Below are 15492 nucleotides of genomic sequence, written 5' to 3'. Positions count from 1 at the left end.
CGGCCGATCCATAAGAAAAAGCCCGGCCGCATTGCGGCCGGGCTCTTGCGCTCGGTGTGGAACCGCTCAGTGCAGGATCTGGCTGAGGAACAGTTTGGTGCGCTCGTGGCGCGGATGGTCGAAGAATTCTGCGGGCGTGTTCTGCTCGACGATCTGGCCCTGATCCATGAAGATCACCCGGTTGGCGACCTTGCGGGCAAAGCCCATTTCGTGGGTGACGCACAGCATGGTCATGCCCTCTTCGGCCAAGCCCACCATCGTCTCCAGCACTTCCTTGATCATCTCCGGGTCGAGTGCGGAGGTCGGCTCGTCGAACAACATGATGCGCGGGTTCATGCACAGCGAGCGGGCGATCGCCACGCGCTGCTGCTGGCCGCCGGACAGCTGGCCCGGATATTTGTTGGCCTGTTCCGGGATTTTCACGCGCTTGAGGAAATGCATGGCGATTTCCTCGGCCTGCTTCTTCGGTGTCTTGCGCACCCAGATCGGCGCCAGCGTGCAGTTCTCCAGGATGGTCAGATGCGGGAACAGGTTGAAGTGCTGGAACACCATGCCGACCTCGCGGCGCACCTCGTCGATCTTCTTCAGATCGTTGGTCAGTTCCTTGCCGTCGACGATGATCTTGCCCTTCTGGTGTTCCTCCAGCCGGTTGATGCAGCGGATCATCGTCGACTTGCCGGAGCCTGACGGCCCGCAAATGACGATGCGTTCGCCGCGCATCACCTTCAGATTGATGTCCTTCAGCACATGGAACTCGCCATACCATTTGTGCATGGCGATGATGTCGATGGCGACATCGGTGGTCGAGATGTGCATCTTGGCGGCGTTGACCTTGATCTCTTCCGCGCTGACGGCATTTTCGGTGGCCATGACAGGGTCCCCTTGTTCTTTTATCTTTGGTTATGATGCATGTCGTTATCCCAAAACCGCAACACGCTTTTGGGCGACAGGCATCAGCGTTTGTGGCCGGTGTCGAGCCGGCGTTCGGTGTACATTGAATAGCGCGACATGCCGAAGCAGAACAGCCAGAAGACGAAGGCGGCGAACACTAGGCCGGACCTGGCCGTTTGAGGCGTCGCCCAATTGGCGTCCGAGAAGTTCTGCTTGACGACGCCAAGCAGGTCGAACATCGAGATGATGAGGACCAGGCTGGTGTCCTTGAACATGCCGATGAAGGTGTTGACGATGCCGGGAATGACCAGCTTCAGCGCCTGCGGCAGCACGATCAACCCCATTTTCTGCCAATAGCCGAGGCCGAGTGAATCGGCGCCTTCATACTGGCCCTTGGGGATCGCCTGCAGGCCGCCGCGCACCACTTCAGCCATATAGGCGGCGGCAAACAGCGACACGCCGATCAGCGCCCGCAGAAACTTGTCGAAGGTGACGCCCGCCGGCAGGAACAGCGGCAGCATGACGCTGACGAAGAACAGAACGGTGATCAGCGGGATGCCGCGCACCGTTTCGATGAAGACCACGCACAGCGTCTTGACGATCGGCATTTTCGAGCGCCGGCCGAGCGCCAGCACGGTGCCCAGCGGCAGCGACACGGCAATGCCGACAAAGGACAGGCTCAGCGTCACCAGCAGGCCACCCCAGCGCGAGGTCTCGACATGCGGCAAGCCGAACGCACCGCCGATCAGCAGGAAAAACGAGACGATCGGCAACACCAGGAACAGCAGGATGGCGTTCAGCCCCTTGCGCGGCACGCGCGGGATCAGCATCGGCACCAAAAGCGCCACGAACAGGATGGCAACCAGGATCGGCCGCCAGCGTTCCTCGATCGGATAGGTGCCGAACATGAACTGGCCGAACTTGGCATTGACGAAAGCCCAGCAGGCGCCGCTCCAGCCATCCGGCTGAATGCCGCCTTGTGCGACGGTCGCGCAGACGGTGCGGTCCGGTCCGGTCCACTGGGCATTGAGGAACGCCCAGTTGATGACCTGCGGCAGGACCCAGGCAACGATGGCGATGCCAAGGATGGTCATGATGGTGTCGCCGACCGTGCCGACCAGGTTCTTGCGCACCCAGGCCATCGGGCGCGGACGCTGGCCGGCGCGGGCTGCGCCAGGGCCATTTCGGTGCGCACCCAGGACATATCGTGTTCCTGCATGGCTCTACCTCTCCACCAGCGCCATCTTGGCGTTGACCACGTTCATGACGGCCGAGGTCACCAGGCTGAGTATGAGATAGGCGATCATCATGATCAGCACGCCTTCGACCGCCTGTCCCGTCTGATTCAGCACTGTACCCGCCGTTGCCGTCAGGTCCGGATAGCCGATGGCGATCGCCAGCGACGAGTTCTTGGTCAGGTTGAGATACTGGCTGGTCAGTGGCGGAATGACGATGCGCATGGCCTGCGGCACGACAACCAGCCGCAAGATCGACCCGGATCGCAGCCCAAGAGCTGCGGCCGCCTCGGTCTGGCCCTTGCTGACACCCCGGATGCCGGCGCGCACGATTTCGGCGATGAAGGCCGCCGTGTAGCAGGACAGCGCCAGATAGAGCGACAGGAACTCCGGCTTGACCTGAAAGCCGCCGGTGAGGTTGAAGGTCGATTGTTTCGGAAGATCAAAGCTCAGCGGAAAGCCGCTCAGCACGTAGGCGAGCAAGGGCAGGCCGACGATCAGCGCTATCGAGGTCCAGAGCACCGGAAATTGCTGGCCTGTCGCCATCTGCCGCTGACGCGCCGTGCGGGCGACGAACCATGCCATGGCAATGCCGACAAGCAGAGCGACGAAGATCAGCCAGGAGCCCTCGCCCCAGACCGGGCGGGGAAAGTAGAAGCCGCGCTGGTTGAGGAAGGAGCCAAAGGGCAGATGATAGCTGTCACGCGGCGCCGGCAGCACCGCGAGCACGCCGGAATACCAGAAGAAGATGACCAGCAGCGGCGGGATGTTGCGGAAGACCTCGACATAGACCGTGCAAATCTTCTGGATCAGCCAGTTCTGCGACAGGCGGCCGATGCCGATGACGAAGCCGATGATGGTGGCGGTGATGATGCCGGCGACGGCGACGATGATGGTGTTGATCAGGCCGACAAGGATGGCGCGGCCATAGGTCGAGTCCGACGTATAGGCGATCGGCGTATCCGAGATGTCGAATCCGGCGCGTCCCCTGAGGAAACCGAAGCCGGAGGCGATGTGCAGGCGCTGCAGATTGTCGATGACATTCTGCACAATCCACCAGACGGAGCCGAACAGAACGATGACGACCAGCGTCTGGAAGAAGAGACTGCGGACTTTCGGATCATTAATGAAGGAAGCCCCGCTGGGCCCTTCGCGAATAACTTCCTGCGATGCCATGTGACCGTCCCCTGGAAAGAGAAACCGGAAGGCAGATATCTGCCTTCCGGATCACATTTCGGTCAGCGGATCGGCGGAGCGTATTGCAAGCCGCCCTTGGTCCACAGTGCGTTGATGCCGCGGGCGATCTTGAGCGGGCTGCCCGAGCCGACATTGCGGTCGAACATTTCGCCGTAGTTGCCGACGGCCTTGACGATGTTGACGACCCAGTCGTTGGAGACGCCGAGATCGGTGCCGATCTTGGTGTCCGCTTCCTGGCCGAGCACCCGCTTGATCTCGGGGCTCGGGGAATTCTTCATCTCGTCGACATTGGCCTTGGTGATGCCGAGTTCCTCGGCGTCGAGCAGCGCGAAATAGGTCCACTTGACGATGTGGTACCACTGGTCGTCACCCTGGCGCACGGCCGGACCGAGCGGCTCTTTCGAAATGATCTCGGGCAGCACGACGTGATCAGCCGGCGCACCCAGCGTCAGGCGGATACCGTAAAGGCCCGACTGGTCGGTGGTGTAGACGTCGCAGCGGCCGGCGTCATAGGCGGCGTTGACCTCTTCGAGCTTTTCGAAGACGACCGGATTGTACTCCATCTTGTTCGCCTTGAAGTAGTCGGCGAGGTTGAGCTCGGTGGTGGTGCCGCTCTGTACGCAGACGGCGGCGCCGGAGAGCTGGAGCGCCGAATTCACGCCCGGCAGCTTCTTGGCGTTGATCATGAAGCCCTGGCCGTCATAGTAGGTCGTGCCGACGAAATTCAAACCAAGTGCGGTGTCGCGGTTGATGGTCCAGGTGGTGTTGCGCGACAGGATGTCGACCTCGCCGGACTGCAGCGCGGTGAAGCGCTCCTTGGCGCTGAGCGGCGTGAACTTGACCTTGGTGCCGTCACCGAAGACGGCGGCCGCGACAGCGCGGCAGAAATCCGCATCGATGCCTTGCCAGTCGCCCTTGTCGTCCGGCGCTGAGAAGCCGGCGAGACCGGTCGAGACACCGCACTGGATGAAGCCCTTCGCCTTGACGGTGTCGAGCGTCGTCGCCGACGCGGCCGACGCCATAAGCCCGAGCGTAGCGGCGCCAAGAATGCCGATAGCAATATGTTTCATGACCCACAGACCCTTTTCTCTGTTTTTCAGGCAAACCCTGATTCTTTTTCCCGTGTGAACGCAGCTCCCATTCCAGCCCATTCCCCGGAATTCCACATCGTAACCGACGCGCCGCCTCCCATTCACGAACAGCATCGAAGGCGATAATTCTCGTGAGGTCAAGGAAAATGACCGAATCCGAACGTGTTTGAAAATCGATTGCCTGAAATGCCCGAATTGCAGACAAACGCGCCCGCAATTTAGTCACGGCGCGAATAAAGTCGGCAAAGCGTATTCAACGCAAAATGCGGGCCAGCGGCGAAATCCATCCCTGGCACCAGCGTTGCGTCACTGATCTGGATACGGAATGAATTGGCACGCCCGAAGACTGTCATCAGACATGTGCTGTTAAAACGCGCGAGAAACGAGCCAGACGCCGGCCGCCGCCATCAACACGCCGGAAATGCGCGGAATCAACGGCCCGGTCGTGACTGTCTTTCCCAGGAGAACGAGGATGGCGATGCCGGCGATCCACAGACCTCCCCTAGCCGCTGGCAAGGCCAGGTGCCGCGTCGCTCGCTCGCGCACTGCCGCGCCCGGCCAGCCGCTTTCACGACCTGACGGCGACGCCGGTCCGCGAGAGAATTGGCATATTCGAAGTCCATCCCTGGCGGACGGTGGGCGGTTGCACGGTCCCTGACACCGCACTATGGCTAGCGCCTTGTCAAACAAGGCGAAGACGAAGAATGGCTAAGGACGGCAACGAGCAGGTTTCCGGAAAAATGGGCATCAACACGCGGCTTGCCCATTCGGGCAACAACCCGCACGACTATTTCGGCTTCGTCAATCCGCCTGTCGTGCACGCCTCGACGGTGCTGTTCCGCGATGCCGCGACGATGGCGGCGCGCGATCAGAAATACACTTACGGCACACGCGGTACGCCGACGACGGACGCCCTTGCCCATGCCATTGACGCGCTGGAGGGATCCGCCGGCACGATCCTGGTGCCGTCGGGCCTGGCGGCGGTGACCATTCCGCTGCTCGCCTTCTTATCGGCTGCCGATCATCTGCTGATCGTCGATAGCGTCTACCATCCGACCCGTAATTTCGCCGACACGATGCTGAAGCGGCTCGGCGTCGAGGTGGAATATTATGATCCGCATATCGGCGCTGGTATCGCCGCCCTGATCAAGCCCAACACCAAAGTGGTGTTCACGGAATCGCCGGCCTCCAACACGTTCGAGGTGCAGGATATACCGGCGATCGCCAAGGCGGCGCATGCCGCCGGCGCCATCGTGATGATGGACAACACCTGGGCCACGCCGCTCTATTTCCGGCCGCTCGACCATGGCGTCGACATCTCCATCCACGCGGCGACGAAATACCCGGCAGGCCATTCCGACGTGCTGCTTGGCACGGTCTCGGCCAATGAGAGCCACTGGAAGCAGCTCTACGAGAGCTTTTGCACGCTCGGCTGCTGCGCGGGACCCGACGACGTCTACCAGGTGCTGCGCGGCTTGCGCACGATGGGTGTGCGCCTGGAGCATCATCAGCGCAGCGCGCTTGCCATCGCGTCGTGGCTCGAAGGCCAGAAGGGCGTGGCGCGCGTGCTCCACCCTGCCCTTCCCAGCCATCCGGATTACGATTTGTGGAAGCGCGATTTTTGCGGTTCGAGCGGCATCTTTTCCTTCGTTATGGCCGGCGGCGGCCAGAAGGAGCAGCACGCCTTTCTCGATGCGCTGCAGATTTTCGGCCTCGGCTATTCCTGGGGCGGCTATGAGAGCCTTGCGGTGCCGGTCTGGCTCAGCGACCGTGTCATTGCAAAAGGCCCCTATGACGGTCCGTTGATCCGCCTGCAGATCGGTCTCGAGGATGTCGACGACCTAAAAGCCGACATCCTGCGCGGGCTGGCCGCTGCCACCGCCTGACGACGCGCACGGGCCGGCTGCCGGGCAGAATCAGCAGAAGGGCGCAAGGCTCTTGACGCTGATGACAAAGTGCGAGCCGCTCGCGGCATCCCATTGCTGCGCGTCGCGCAATATTATTCTGCCGGGCCGCGACTTTGCGGATTTATTTGACTTTCAAATCCGTGGGTTCGGCTGCATTGCCTGCTGCACGGCATCGTCAGCAATCCATTTGTCACAAAGCTTGCCATGGCCTTTCGTCTTTTTGCCCCCATCCTAGCCGGCGCGACGCTGCGCGAGCGGTTGCTTGCCTGCATCGGAGCCACGATCGGCATCGCGCTGACCGGCGTGATCAGCGGGCTGGCGATGGGCGGCGGCCCGCATGTGGCCCTGCTGGTAGCACCAATGGGCGCCTCCGCCGTGCTTCTGTTCGCCGTGCCCGCGAGCCCGTTGGCGCAGCCCTGGTCGATCATCGGCGGCAATTCCATATCGGCGCTGGTGGGTGTGACCGTGGCGCATTTCATCCATGATCCGGTATTTGCCTCGGGCCTTGCCGTGGCGCTCGCCATCGCGGCGATGTCGTTCACGCGCTGCCTGCATCCGCCGGGTGGCGCGGCGGCGCTGACAGGGGTGCTTGGCGGACCTGCCGTTGTCAGCGCGGGCTTCCTGTTTCCCTTCGTGCCGGTGGCGTTGAATTCGATCATCCTGGTCACGCTGGGTTTCCTTTTCCACAGGCTGGCGCGGCGCAACTACCCGCATGTCGCCGCACCCGCTGCCAACAGCCACGGGACCGCCGATCCGCCGGCGCAGCAGCGCGTCGGCTTCCGGCCCGAGGATATCGATGCGGCGCTGACCACACTCGACGAAACCTTCGACATCGACCGCAACGACCTCGAACGTTTGTTGAGACAAGTCGAGCTGCAGGCCATGGTGCGCTCGCACCGGACGCTGCTGTGCCAGGACATCATGTCCCGCGACGTGGTTTCGGTGCCCGAGCAGGCCACCGCCGACGAGGCGCGCCAGCAACTGCTCGATCACAACATCCGCACCTTGCCGGTGGTCGACGCGGATGCGCGGCTGGTCGGCGCCGTCGGCCTGCGCGAGCTGACGAAGGCCACCGATACGGTGAAGGGCGTGATGTCAAAGGCCGGCACCGCCTCGCCCGACACGCCGGCGATGAGCCTGCTTCCCGTGCTGACCGACGGCCGCAGCCATGCCGTGGTTATCGTCGACGGCGAGCGGCGCATTCTCGGGCTGATCACGCAGACCGACCTTCTGGCGGCCGCCGCACGCGTGCAGGCAGCAGACAAGGGGCTGGCGGCGGCTTAGAATAGCGAAGCCAGGTGCCGAAATCCGGGAACCTTTTTCAGGCAGGTGCATCCAACGTACAGTCAAGTGCCTGTTCGGGGAGATCCGGTCGCGATGAGCAAGCTCGCAATGCCCGTCAAAATGCCTGGGGTGGCCGAGGCCCCTTCCGGCGACGTGCTGCTCGTACAGCGAGCACTGGCACGTGAGGCGGGCGCCTTTCGCGTCATCATCAAGATGCACAACCAGCGGCTCTACCGCATCGCGCGCGGCATACTGCGCAACGACGCCGAAGCCGAGGACGTCGTCCAGGAGGCCTATGTCCGCGCCTTCGCCGGCCTCGCCGCATTTCGCCGCGACTCCTCGCTCGCCACCTGGCTGTCGCGCATCGTCATCAACGAAGCGCTGGGCCGCCTGCGCAAGAGGCGCCGCACCGTGGCGATGCCCGAAAACCCGGAAGCGCAGATCATCCGCTTTCCCCTCAACCCCAGCGACGACCCGGAGCGGACGATGGCGCAGCGGCAGATTCTGGCACTCGTCGAACGGGCGACCGACAGTCTGCCCGACATCTACCGCATGGTCTTCGTGGCTCGCGTCATCGAGGGCCTGAGCATGGAGGAAACCGCCGATCTGCTTGGCGTGCGGCCGGAGACCGTCAAGACAAGGCTGCACCGGGCGCGTACCTTGTTGCGCAAGGCCCTGGACGACGAGATCGGCCCGGTGCTGCTCGACGCCTTTCCCTTCGCCGGCCGCCGCTGCGAGCGGCTGACCAAGGCCGTGATGGGACGGCTGGGCTTCGAGTGATCCTGTCGCGATTTTCCGGGAACGTTTCTCCCGGCCGCGCATCCAATCAGCGTCAACTGGAAATGTAAGCCCGGCGCTTCCTCGCGGCCGGGCGAAGGAGGATGCCATGTTCACCCGATATACCACCGGCCTTGCCGCCCTGCTTTTCGTCAGCGCCGCCCCTTTCGCGCAAGCCGCGGACAAGCCGACCGATCCGCAAATCGCCCACATCGCCTACACAGCCGGCGTCCTCGACGTCGAGGCGGCCAAGCTGGCGATCAAGACATCGAAGAACAAGGAGGTCGTCGCCTTCGCCAAGGACATGGAGCGCGACCATGAGGCGGTGAACAAGCAGGCGCTCGACCTGGTCAAGAAGCTCAAGGTGAAACCCGAGGACAACGCCACCAGCCAGGCGCTGAGCAAGGCGGCGGAAGAAGAGCGCGCCAAGCTCGCCAAGCTGAAAGGGGCGGCCTTCGACAAGGCCTATATCGAGAATGAGGTCGCCTATCACAAGCAGGTCAACGGCGCGCTCGAAACACTGCTCATCCCTTCGGCCAGCAATGCCGAGCTGAAGAGCCTGCTCGAGACCGGCCTCAAGATCTTCCAGGGGCATGAGCAGCATGCCGAACATGTCGCCGGCATGCTGAAATGAAAGCGGGTGCCTTGATCCGTCTGTCATGGCTCGCCGCCCTGGCGCTTACGGTGGCGCCGGCGGCCGCCGCAACGATAGAGGTCACCATCGACAAGCTCGTCTTCTCGCCGGCGACTGTGGATGCGAAAATCGGCGACACGATCGAGTGGGTGAACAAGGACGTGATTGCCCACACGGCCACTGTGAAGGGCGGCTGGGAGGTGATGATCGCGCCGAAGAAATCAGCAAGCCTGACATTGAAGGCGGCCGGCGCGGTCAACTATTTCTGCCGCTTTCACCCCAACATGAAAGGCCGCTTGGTGGTGGCGCCCTGAGACTGAGAGATCGACGGCGAAAACCGCTTCGCCGTCGATCGCTATCCCGAGCTGGTCAACTCTGCCTGCGAAAGCAGCCATTCGATCATTTGCGCTGCTTGGGCAGGTGGCCGGTCTGGAGCCAGCACTTCGAGGCTGAGGCCACTCTGGACACGCTGGGAAAACGGCGCCACGAGCGCGCCGGACGCCAGGGCGCGAGAGACCAGCACTTCATGCCCCATCAGCACGCCGGCGCCATCGATAGCGGCCTGAAGTGCAAGGCTATAAAGCGAAAACTCCGATCCGGCATCGATCGATGGGCCTTTCATGCCGACACTGTCAAACCAAAGGTTCCAATCACCGGTCCAGGTGGTGTCCCACAACAAGAGCTGCGAGGCGAGATCCGCGGGCGTTTTCAGTTGTGCGGCCAAGCCGGGAGTACAGACCGGAAACAGGACATCGTCGCAAAGCTTGAACGAACGGCTGCCGCCGGCTCTTTGCCTTGTCAGGAAGATGGCGAGGTCGAATGGTTCTCGCCTGAAATCCGGCGGCTCCTCGAGCGCGTGTATGGATGGACGAAGAGCCGGCAAGGCAGCGCGCAGAGCCGGCAAGCGCGGGGCCAGCCACAGTTGGGCAATGGACGGCAGCGCAGCGATACTCACTTGCGATTTCGGCGCCCAGATGCGCAGTTCCTGAACGGCAAGGCCCAAGGCGTCAAACGCAGTGGAGAAGGCCGGGATTGCCGCGCGTCCCGCTTCCGTCAGATGCAGCCCCTGCGCATGCCGGACAAAAAGTGGCGAACCAAGCCATGCTTCAAGGGATTTGACCTGGTGTGACACGGCCGCCGGCGTGACACCGAGTTCATCCGCGGCCTTGGCGAAGCTCTCATGCCGAGCGGCGGCCTCAAAGGCCCGCAAGGTGTTGAGGGGCGGCATTCGAGGTCGCGGCGGATTTACGGCCATTGCCCGACATTCCAGGACAGCGTCGGCGGCCGGTGGCCGCCGACGCGATGTTTCTATTTGAGGGCGACCGGGATCAGCTTGCCGTCGACCGTCTTCCACTCGAATACGACGAACCCCGGCTGCTTGATATCCCCCTTCTCGTCATACGAGATCGAGCCGAGGACCGTCGCGATGGCGGCGCCGGAATGGAGGTATTCGGCAGCGGCCTTCGGATCGTCGGCCTTGGCCTTGGCGATGGCCTCGGCAAGAATCTGCGTTGCCGCGTAAGCGTAAAGGGTCACCGCTTCGGTCGGCACGTTCCTGGCCTTAAGATCGGCGACGGCGTCCTTGGCTTCCGGGAATGTCGCCGGATCGGGGAATGACGTCATCAGGGTTCCAGCAGCACCGTCACCGGCTATGGCGCCGAATTCGCTGTTGCTGATGCCGTCACCGCCCATCAGGATCGCGGCGACGCCCTGATCGTGCATCTGACGGACAATGAGCCCGGCCTCCGTGTGCTGGCCGCCATAATAGACGAGATCGGCACCCGATTGCTTGATCTTGGTCACCAGCGGACTGTAGTCCTTCTCGCCCGGGTTAACCTCCTCGTGGAGGGCCTCCTTGCCGCCACCGGCATTGTAGGCCTTGGTCATTTCATCGGCGAGGCCTTTGCCCGCAGTCGACTTGTCGTCGACGATGGCGATCTTCTTGTCCTTGAAACGGCCGAGAATGAAGTTGGCGGCGATCGAGCCCTGCTGATCGTCGCGGCCGCATGCCCTGAACGCATTCCACAGACCGCGCTCGGTAACCGTCGGATTGGTGGCTGTCGGCGTCACGAACAGGACGCCATTTTCCGAATAGACTTCGGAGGCCGGAATGGTGACCCCGGAATTGTAGTGCCCGACGACATAGTGGACGCCGTCGGCGACAAATTTGTTGGCGACCGAAACGCCCTGCTTCGGGTCGGAGACGTCGTCACCGACCGATACGACAAGCTTTTGTCCGAGAACGCCGCCATTGGCGTTGATGCGTTCGACCGCGGTTTCGACACCGACGCGGTACTGTTCTCCATAGGCGGCGTTCGGTCCCGACATCGGACCCGCGACGCCGAACACGATATCCGCCCTCGCAACGCCGACAGCGGCAGCCGTGATTAGGGCAGCAGTCATCATCTGCACGATCATGCGCATTTCATTCCCCTGTTTTTAGAGTGGCGGGCATTTGCCCGCGGGTTCTGGCCGTCAGTTCACAAAATGAAGTTTGTTGAACCGACGCCGGAATGCCGTGACATCAGCGGCGACCTGTTCGATGGCGTCGTTGCCGCGCAGCCCCCTGGCGATAAGCGCCGCGAGTTCCGGCATGTCATCTTCGGTCATACCCCAACGAACGATCTCGGGTGTGCCGAGGCGCAGCCCATTCATGTCGCCGTCAACCGTATCTACGGGAAGGCCGATGCCGCAGCTCAGAATGTTGGCCAGCCGCAGTTTTTTTGCCGCGGCCTGACCGCCGCCGAATTCGGCTGCCTTGATGGCGAACTGGTGCGATGTCGTGTAGCCCTTGCTCGTCGAAAACACCGGCAGACCGCGATCCGCAAGGCTATCGGCCAGGGCCTTTGCGGTCCGCGCCATAGTAGCTGCATAGGCTTTGCCGTGGTCTTTCCAGTCCAGAAGCGTGATTGCCAGCGCCGCCGACTTGGCGGCATCGAAATTGGCCGTCATGCCAGGAAATGCGATCTTGTCGAGTTTTTCGGCGACGGCGGCATCGTTGGTGACGATCAGCCCCGATGCCGGACCGCCGAGGCTCTTGTAAGTACTCATCGTCATCAGATGAGCCCCCTCCTGCAGAGGCTGCTGCCAAGCGTGCCCGGCAATCATGCCGCATAGATGCGCGGCGTCGAAGAGGACCAGCGCGCCGACCTCGTTGGCGATCGCCCTGATTTCCCGAATGGGATGTGCCAGCAGATTGAGGCTGCTGCCGATCGTGATCATTTTCGGCTTTATCGACTTGGCCAGGTCGCGCAATTTTCCGACATCGACGGTGTAGCCGTCAGCATCAACCGGAGCCGTGTGAATATCGAGGCCGTAAAGGCCGGCGCAGCCTGCCATGTGGTGGGTAACATGGCCACCGACCGCCGGCGAAGGGACAATGATGCTGTCGCCTGGCCGGGCCGCAACCATGAAGGCGTAGAGATTGGCGATCGCGCCGGATGGCACGCGGATCTCGGCATATTTCGCGCCGAAGACTTCCGCCGCGAGTTCCGCCGCGATGACTTCGATCCGCTCGACACCTTCCAGGCCCATTTCATATTTGTCGCCGGGATAGCCAAGCGATGGGCGCGATCCGAGGCCCGAGGCGAGCGCTGCCTCGGCCTTAGGGTTCATGACATTGGTCGCCGGGTTGAGGTTGATGCAGTCGCTCTCGTGGATCGAGCGGTTCAGCTCAATACCCCCGGCGATTGCCGCCATGACGGCATCGGTCGTCTGATGACTGGTTTGCTCTGCCAGTTGCTGGGCGAACATTTCGCAATGTGAGGGGACCCAGGACCTGCGAGCGAGAGCGACCAACGATGCCTCCATTGCCTTCGCCGACAAATCGGCTGCGAATGACGACGAGGATGACGCTGGTGATTGCCTGGGCGCAAACGAGTAGTTCTAGCGCCTAGGCTTAGGAAAAATAAGCCTACTATGCCTCGGCTGTCTGGAGAACGGAGGTTTTTCTTCCGGCCTCGTCAGGTCGCGTGATATTTGTCCACGAGCCGTCGCGGCTAATCGTGATGTGCTTTGATGCGGTGGCGATGCGCTGCCTGCTTTGCCCGGTTGCCGCACTGCGCCATGCTGCACCAGCGGCGTCGATGGCCGCGCGTGTGGTCGACGAAAAGCAGCGTGCAGGCCGGACCCTCGCAGGCTTTTACATGTGAGAAATCCTCGCTGCAGACGAACCGCGCCAGCGCCTCGCCGATCGGCAGCAGAAGCGCCTCGGGCGTGCGCCACTTGCGGGCCGTCTGAAGCTGAAAAGGGATCTCATTGCCCACAGACATGTCTTTACCGGCAAGGACGGGGGCGATCCGCGTGAAAATCTCGTCGCGCTCGAGCAGGCGGTTGAGCGGCTCCAATTGCGCAAGATCCCGAGCGGCCAGCGGACGCCCCTTGTGTTCACGTACGAACCCACGGAACCATTCCCTGAGATGCCGCGCCTGATCGGCCACCTTGTCGAGTTCGCCCGGGAGAGCGTGCGTGCGAACGTTGTCGAGCGCCTCGGGCGGCGCCAGCCGCGCTTGCTCAACCCAATCCAGCAACCCCTCGCCGTCCTTGATCCAGTCGACAAGGGTATCGACCGGCGTTGCGGTCGAATTGAGGAAATCCAGGCCGAGCGCGTCACCGACAAAGATCGCAGGGGTCATCGTAACTCCAATCGCGCATCGGCCCGCCGAGCGACCTGAACACAAATCAGTGATAACCCCTTCAAGCCCGATTGACAAGTTACGTTCATACCTCGTAACCCTTTTAAACAACTTAGGCAGGTTACCAACCAACTCGACCCGGAAGGAGATGCCGCCATGCCCTCGAACAATGTCAGTGTCGTGCTCGTCCATGGCGCCTGGGCGGACGGGTCGAGCTGGGCCAAGGTCATCGCGCCGCTCGTGGCGCAGGGCTTCGACGTGATTGCCGCGCCCCTGCCGCTGACGTCATTCGCCGACGATGTGGCGGCACTCGACCGGACGCTGGAGCGCGTCGCCGGGCCTGTCGTGCTCGCCGGCCATGCCTATGCCGGCGCGGTGATCGGGGCGACACGCAGCGACAAGGTGAAAGCGCTGGTCTATGTCGCCGCACTTGCGCCCGACGAAGGCGAGGCCGTGGCGGACGTCTTCTACCGCGCAACACCGCACGCCAAGGCGCCGAAGCTGGCGCCGGACGATCATGGCCTGATCCACCTGCCGGACACTGCCTTTGCTTCCGCCTTTGCGCAGAACGCATCGGTCGACGAACTGGCGGTGCTGCGGGCGGTCCAGCGGCCGATCTCGCCGGCCTGCATCACCGTGCCGATGGCGCGGCCGCTGTGGAAGGACCGGCCGGCCTGGTTCCTGATTGCCGAGCAGGACCGCATGATCGTTGCAGAGACACAGCACTTCATGGCCAAGCGCATGAACGCCCGCTTGCGCGTGTTGCCGGCCGATCACACGCCAATGGTCACCGCGCCCGATACCGTCGTCGACATCATCGTTGAAGCTGCGCGTGCGGCCGAGGCGCAAGGCTGAGCCCGGCGGCGGGTTTGCCGCCCTCGATCTCAATAACCTTCTCAATGCCCATTTTTCGGTTACAGCAACGGAGAGAACCATGACCGCCTACCGCAACACCGATGTCGACGGCTTCAACATCTTCTATCGCGAGGCCGGTACACCAGGCGCGCCAAAGCTGCTTCTGCTGCACGGCTTCCCGAGCTCGAGCCACATGTTCCGCGACCTCATTCCGCTGCTTGCCGGCCGCTTCCATATCGTCGCGCCCGACCTGCCGGGATTTGGCCGCTCCGACATGCCGTCGCGCGAAAAATTTGCCTATACGTTCGAACACATTGCCGAAATCATCGACCGCTTCACCGAAGTGGTCGGCTTCGACCGCTACGCCCTCTACGTCTTCGACTATGGCGCGCCGACCGGTTTCCGGCTGGCGATGAAGCACCCCGAGCGCATCAGCGCGGTCATCTCGCAGAATGGCAACGCCTATGAGGAAGGCCTCGGCGAAGACTGGAACCCGATCCGCGCCTATTGGCGCGACCCCTCGCCGGCCAACCGCGAGGCGCTGCGCCCCGCCTTCAAACCGGAGGCGATCGCCTGGCAGTACACGCATGGCGCGCCGGCGGATCTGGTCTCGCCCGACGGCTATTCGCTGGACAGTTTCTATTTCGGCCGGCCGGACGCCGAGGAAGTGCAGCTCGACCTGTTCGGCGACTACAAGAGCAATGTTGCCCTCTATCCCGCCTTCCAGGCCCACTTCCGCGCCCACAAGCCGCCGTTCCTGGCGGTGTGGGGCAAGAACGACCCATTCTTCCTGCCGCCGGGCGCCGAGGCGTTCAAGCGCGACATGCCGGACGCGGTGGTGCGTTTCCTCGACACCGGCCATTTCGCGCTGGAAACGCATGCCAACGAGGTCGCCAAAGCGATCCTCGACTTCCTGCGCTGACGTGAAAGGAGGAGACTTGCCTCAGGGCGAAGGGACGGCCGTAGCGACGCTCCCCCGACATGGCA

Annotated in this window: 14 protein-coding genes and 1 pseudogene; 7 read left to right on the top strand and 8 right to left on the bottom strand. The window is 62.7% G+C overall.

What is annotated here, in order from left to right; genetic code table 11:
- Positions 1–66: 66 nt before the first annotated feature.
- From HB778_RS25930 to HB778_RS25915, 4 genes and pseudogenes are all read right to left on the bottom strand, one after another.
- A complete protein-coding gene (locus HB778_RS25930; RefSeq protein ID WP_031240865.1) occupies positions 67–816 on the bottom strand; it encodes an amino acid ABC transporter ATP-binding protein in 750 nt (249 codons plus the stop codon).
- 137 nt (positions 817–953) lie between these two features.
- A pseudogene (locus HB778_RS25925) lies at positions 954–2110 on the bottom strand (amino acid ABC transporter permease).
- A gap of 4 nt (positions 2111–2114) precedes the next feature.
- Positions 2115–3302 (bottom strand): amino acid ABC transporter permease, encoded by a 1188-nt coding sequence (locus HB778_RS25920; protein WP_183458066.1) that lies wholly within the window; start codon positions 3300–3302, stop codon positions 2115–2117.
- Between the two features lie 62 nt (positions 3303–3364).
- Positions 3365–4393: an amino acid ABC transporter substrate-binding protein gene (locus HB778_RS25915; protein WP_095202432.1), complete on the bottom strand. Its 1029-nt coding sequence runs from the start codon at positions 4391–4393 to the stop codon at positions 3365–3367.
- 725 nt (positions 4394–5118) lie between these two features.
- On the opposite strand from HB778_RS25915, the gene HB778_RS25910 reads away from it, so the two are divergent.
- From HB778_RS25910 to HB778_RS25890, 5 genes are all read left to right on the top strand, one after another.
- Positions 5119–6300 (top strand): cystathionine beta-lyase, encoded by a 1182-nt coding sequence (locus tag HB778_RS25910; RefSeq protein ID WP_183458064.1) that lies wholly within the window; start codon positions 5119–5121, stop codon positions 6298–6300.
- A gap of 225 nt (positions 6301–6525) precedes the next feature.
- Positions 6526–7605, top strand: coding sequence for an HPP family protein (locus HB778_RS25905; protein ID WP_183458062.1), 1080 nt, complete (start codon positions 6526–6528; stop codon positions 7603–7605).
- Between the two features lie 93 nt (positions 7606–7698).
- Positions 7699–8385 (top strand): RNA polymerase sigma factor, encoded by a 687-nt coding sequence (locus HB778_RS25900; protein ID WP_183458060.1) that lies wholly within the window; start codon positions 7699–7701, stop codon positions 8383–8385.
- Between the two features lie 106 nt (positions 8386–8491).
- Positions 8492–9016, top strand: a complete 525-nt coding sequence (locus tag HB778_RS25895; RefSeq protein WP_183458058.1) for a DUF4142 domain-containing protein — start codon at positions 8492–8494, stop codon at positions 9014–9016.
- Positions 9013–9330, top strand: coding sequence for a cupredoxin domain-containing protein (locus HB778_RS25890; RefSeq protein WP_183458056.1), 318 nt, complete (start codon positions 9013–9015; stop codon positions 9328–9330). The genes HB778_RS25895 and HB778_RS25890 overlap by 4 nt, the downstream gene beginning before the upstream one ends.
- 41 nt (positions 9331–9371) lie before the next feature.
- Here the strand turns inward: HB778_RS25890 and HB778_RS25885 are convergent, their stop codons facing one another.
- The 4 genes from HB778_RS25885 to HB778_RS25870 form a co-directional block, all read right to left on the bottom strand.
- Positions 9372–10244, bottom strand: coding sequence for a LysR family transcriptional regulator (locus HB778_RS25885; RefSeq protein WP_183458054.1), 873 nt, complete (start codon positions 10242–10244; stop codon positions 9372–9374).
- An 80-nt stretch (positions 10245–10324) separates the two neighbouring features.
- Complete coding sequence (locus HB778_RS25880) at positions 10325–11440, bottom strand: branched-chain amino acid ABC transporter substrate-binding protein (RefSeq protein ID WP_432421206.1); 1116 nt, start codon at positions 11438–11440, stop codon at positions 10325–10327.
- Between the two features lie 51 nt (positions 11441–11491).
- Positions 11492–12814, bottom strand: a complete 1323-nt coding sequence (gene glyA / locus HB778_RS25875; protein WP_210308039.1) for a serine hydroxymethyltransferase — start codon at positions 12812–12814, stop codon at positions 11492–11494.
- Between the two features lie 200 nt (positions 12815–13014).
- Positions 13015–13650 (bottom strand): CGNR zinc finger domain-containing protein, encoded by a 636-nt coding sequence (locus HB778_RS25870; RefSeq protein WP_183458050.1) that lies wholly within the window; start codon positions 13648–13650, stop codon positions 13015–13017.
- 156 nt (positions 13651–13806) lie between these two features.
- On the opposite strand from HB778_RS25870, the gene HB778_RS25865 reads away from it, so the two are divergent.
- Entirely contained in the window at positions 13807–14505 is a 699-nt protein-coding gene (locus tag HB778_RS25865) for an alpha/beta fold hydrolase (RefSeq protein ID WP_183458048.1), read from the top strand.
- Positions 14506–14584: 79 nt separating this feature from the next.
- Entirely contained in the window at positions 14585–15427 is an 843-nt protein-coding gene (locus HB778_RS25860) for an alpha/beta fold hydrolase (RefSeq protein ID WP_183458046.1), read from the top strand.
- Positions 15428–15492 lie beyond the last annotated feature (65 nt).

Source organism: Mesorhizobium huakuii (assembly GCF_014189455.1).
Taxonomy (GTDB): Bacteria; Pseudomonadota; Alphaproteobacteria; order Rhizobiales; family Rhizobiaceae; genus Mesorhizobium; species Mesorhizobium huakuii_A.
The sequence above is the reverse complement of the archived record's forward strand: the minus strand, read 5'-3'. Positions and strand labels throughout refer to the sequence as shown.

Excerpts from the sequence above, each read along its gene's own strand:
- HB778_RS25870 (WP_183458050.1), bottom strand. The coding sequence starts at position 13,650 with ATGACCCCTGCGATCTTTGTCGGTGACGCGCTCGGCCTGGATTTCCTC.
- HB778_RS25930 (WP_031240865.1), bottom strand. The coding sequence starts at position 816 with ATGCACATCTCGACCACCGATGTCGCCATCGACATCATCGCCATGCAC.
- HB778_RS25880 (WP_432421206.1), bottom strand. The coding sequence starts at position 11,440 with ATGCGCATGATCGTGCAGATGATGACTGCTGCCCTAATCACGGCTGCC.
- HB778_RS25910 (WP_183458064.1), top strand. The coding sequence starts at position 5,119 with ATGGCTAAGGACGGCAACGAGCAGGTTTCCGGAAAAATGGGCATCAAC.
- HB778_RS25915 (WP_095202432.1), bottom strand. The coding sequence starts at position 4,393 with ATGAAACATATTGCTATCGGCATTCTTGGCGCCGCTACGCTCGGGCTT.
- HB778_RS25890 (WP_183458056.1), top strand. The coding sequence starts at position 9,013 with ATGAAAGCGGGTGCCTTGATCCGTCTGTCATGGCTCGCCGCCCTGGCG.
- HB778_RS25885 (WP_183458054.1), bottom strand. The coding sequence starts at position 10,244 with ATGCCGCCCCTCAACACCTTGCGGGCCTTTGAGGCCGCCGCTCGGCAT.
- HB778_RS25905 (WP_183458062.1), top strand. The coding sequence starts at position 6,526 with ATGGCCTTTCGTCTTTTTGCCCCCATCCTAGCCGGCGCGACGCTGCGC.
- HB778_RS25865 (WP_183458048.1), top strand. The coding sequence starts at position 13,807 with ATGCCCTCGAACAATGTCAGTGTCGTGCTCGTCCATGGCGCCTGGGCG.
- HB778_RS25900 (WP_183458060.1), top strand. The coding sequence starts at position 7,699 with ATGAGCAAGCTCGCAATGCCCGTCAAAATGCCTGGGGTGGCCGAGGCC.
- HB778_RS25920 (WP_183458066.1), bottom strand. The coding sequence starts at position 3,302 with ATGGCATCGCAGGAAGTTATTCGCGAAGGGCCCAGCGGGGCTTCCTTC.
- HB778_RS25860 (WP_183458046.1), top strand. The coding sequence starts at position 14,585 with ATGACCGCCTACCGCAACACCGATGTCGACGGCTTCAACATCTTCTAT.
- HB778_RS25895 (WP_183458058.1), top strand. The coding sequence starts at position 8,492 with ATGTTCACCCGATATACCACCGGCCTTGCCGCCCTGCTTTTCGTCAGC.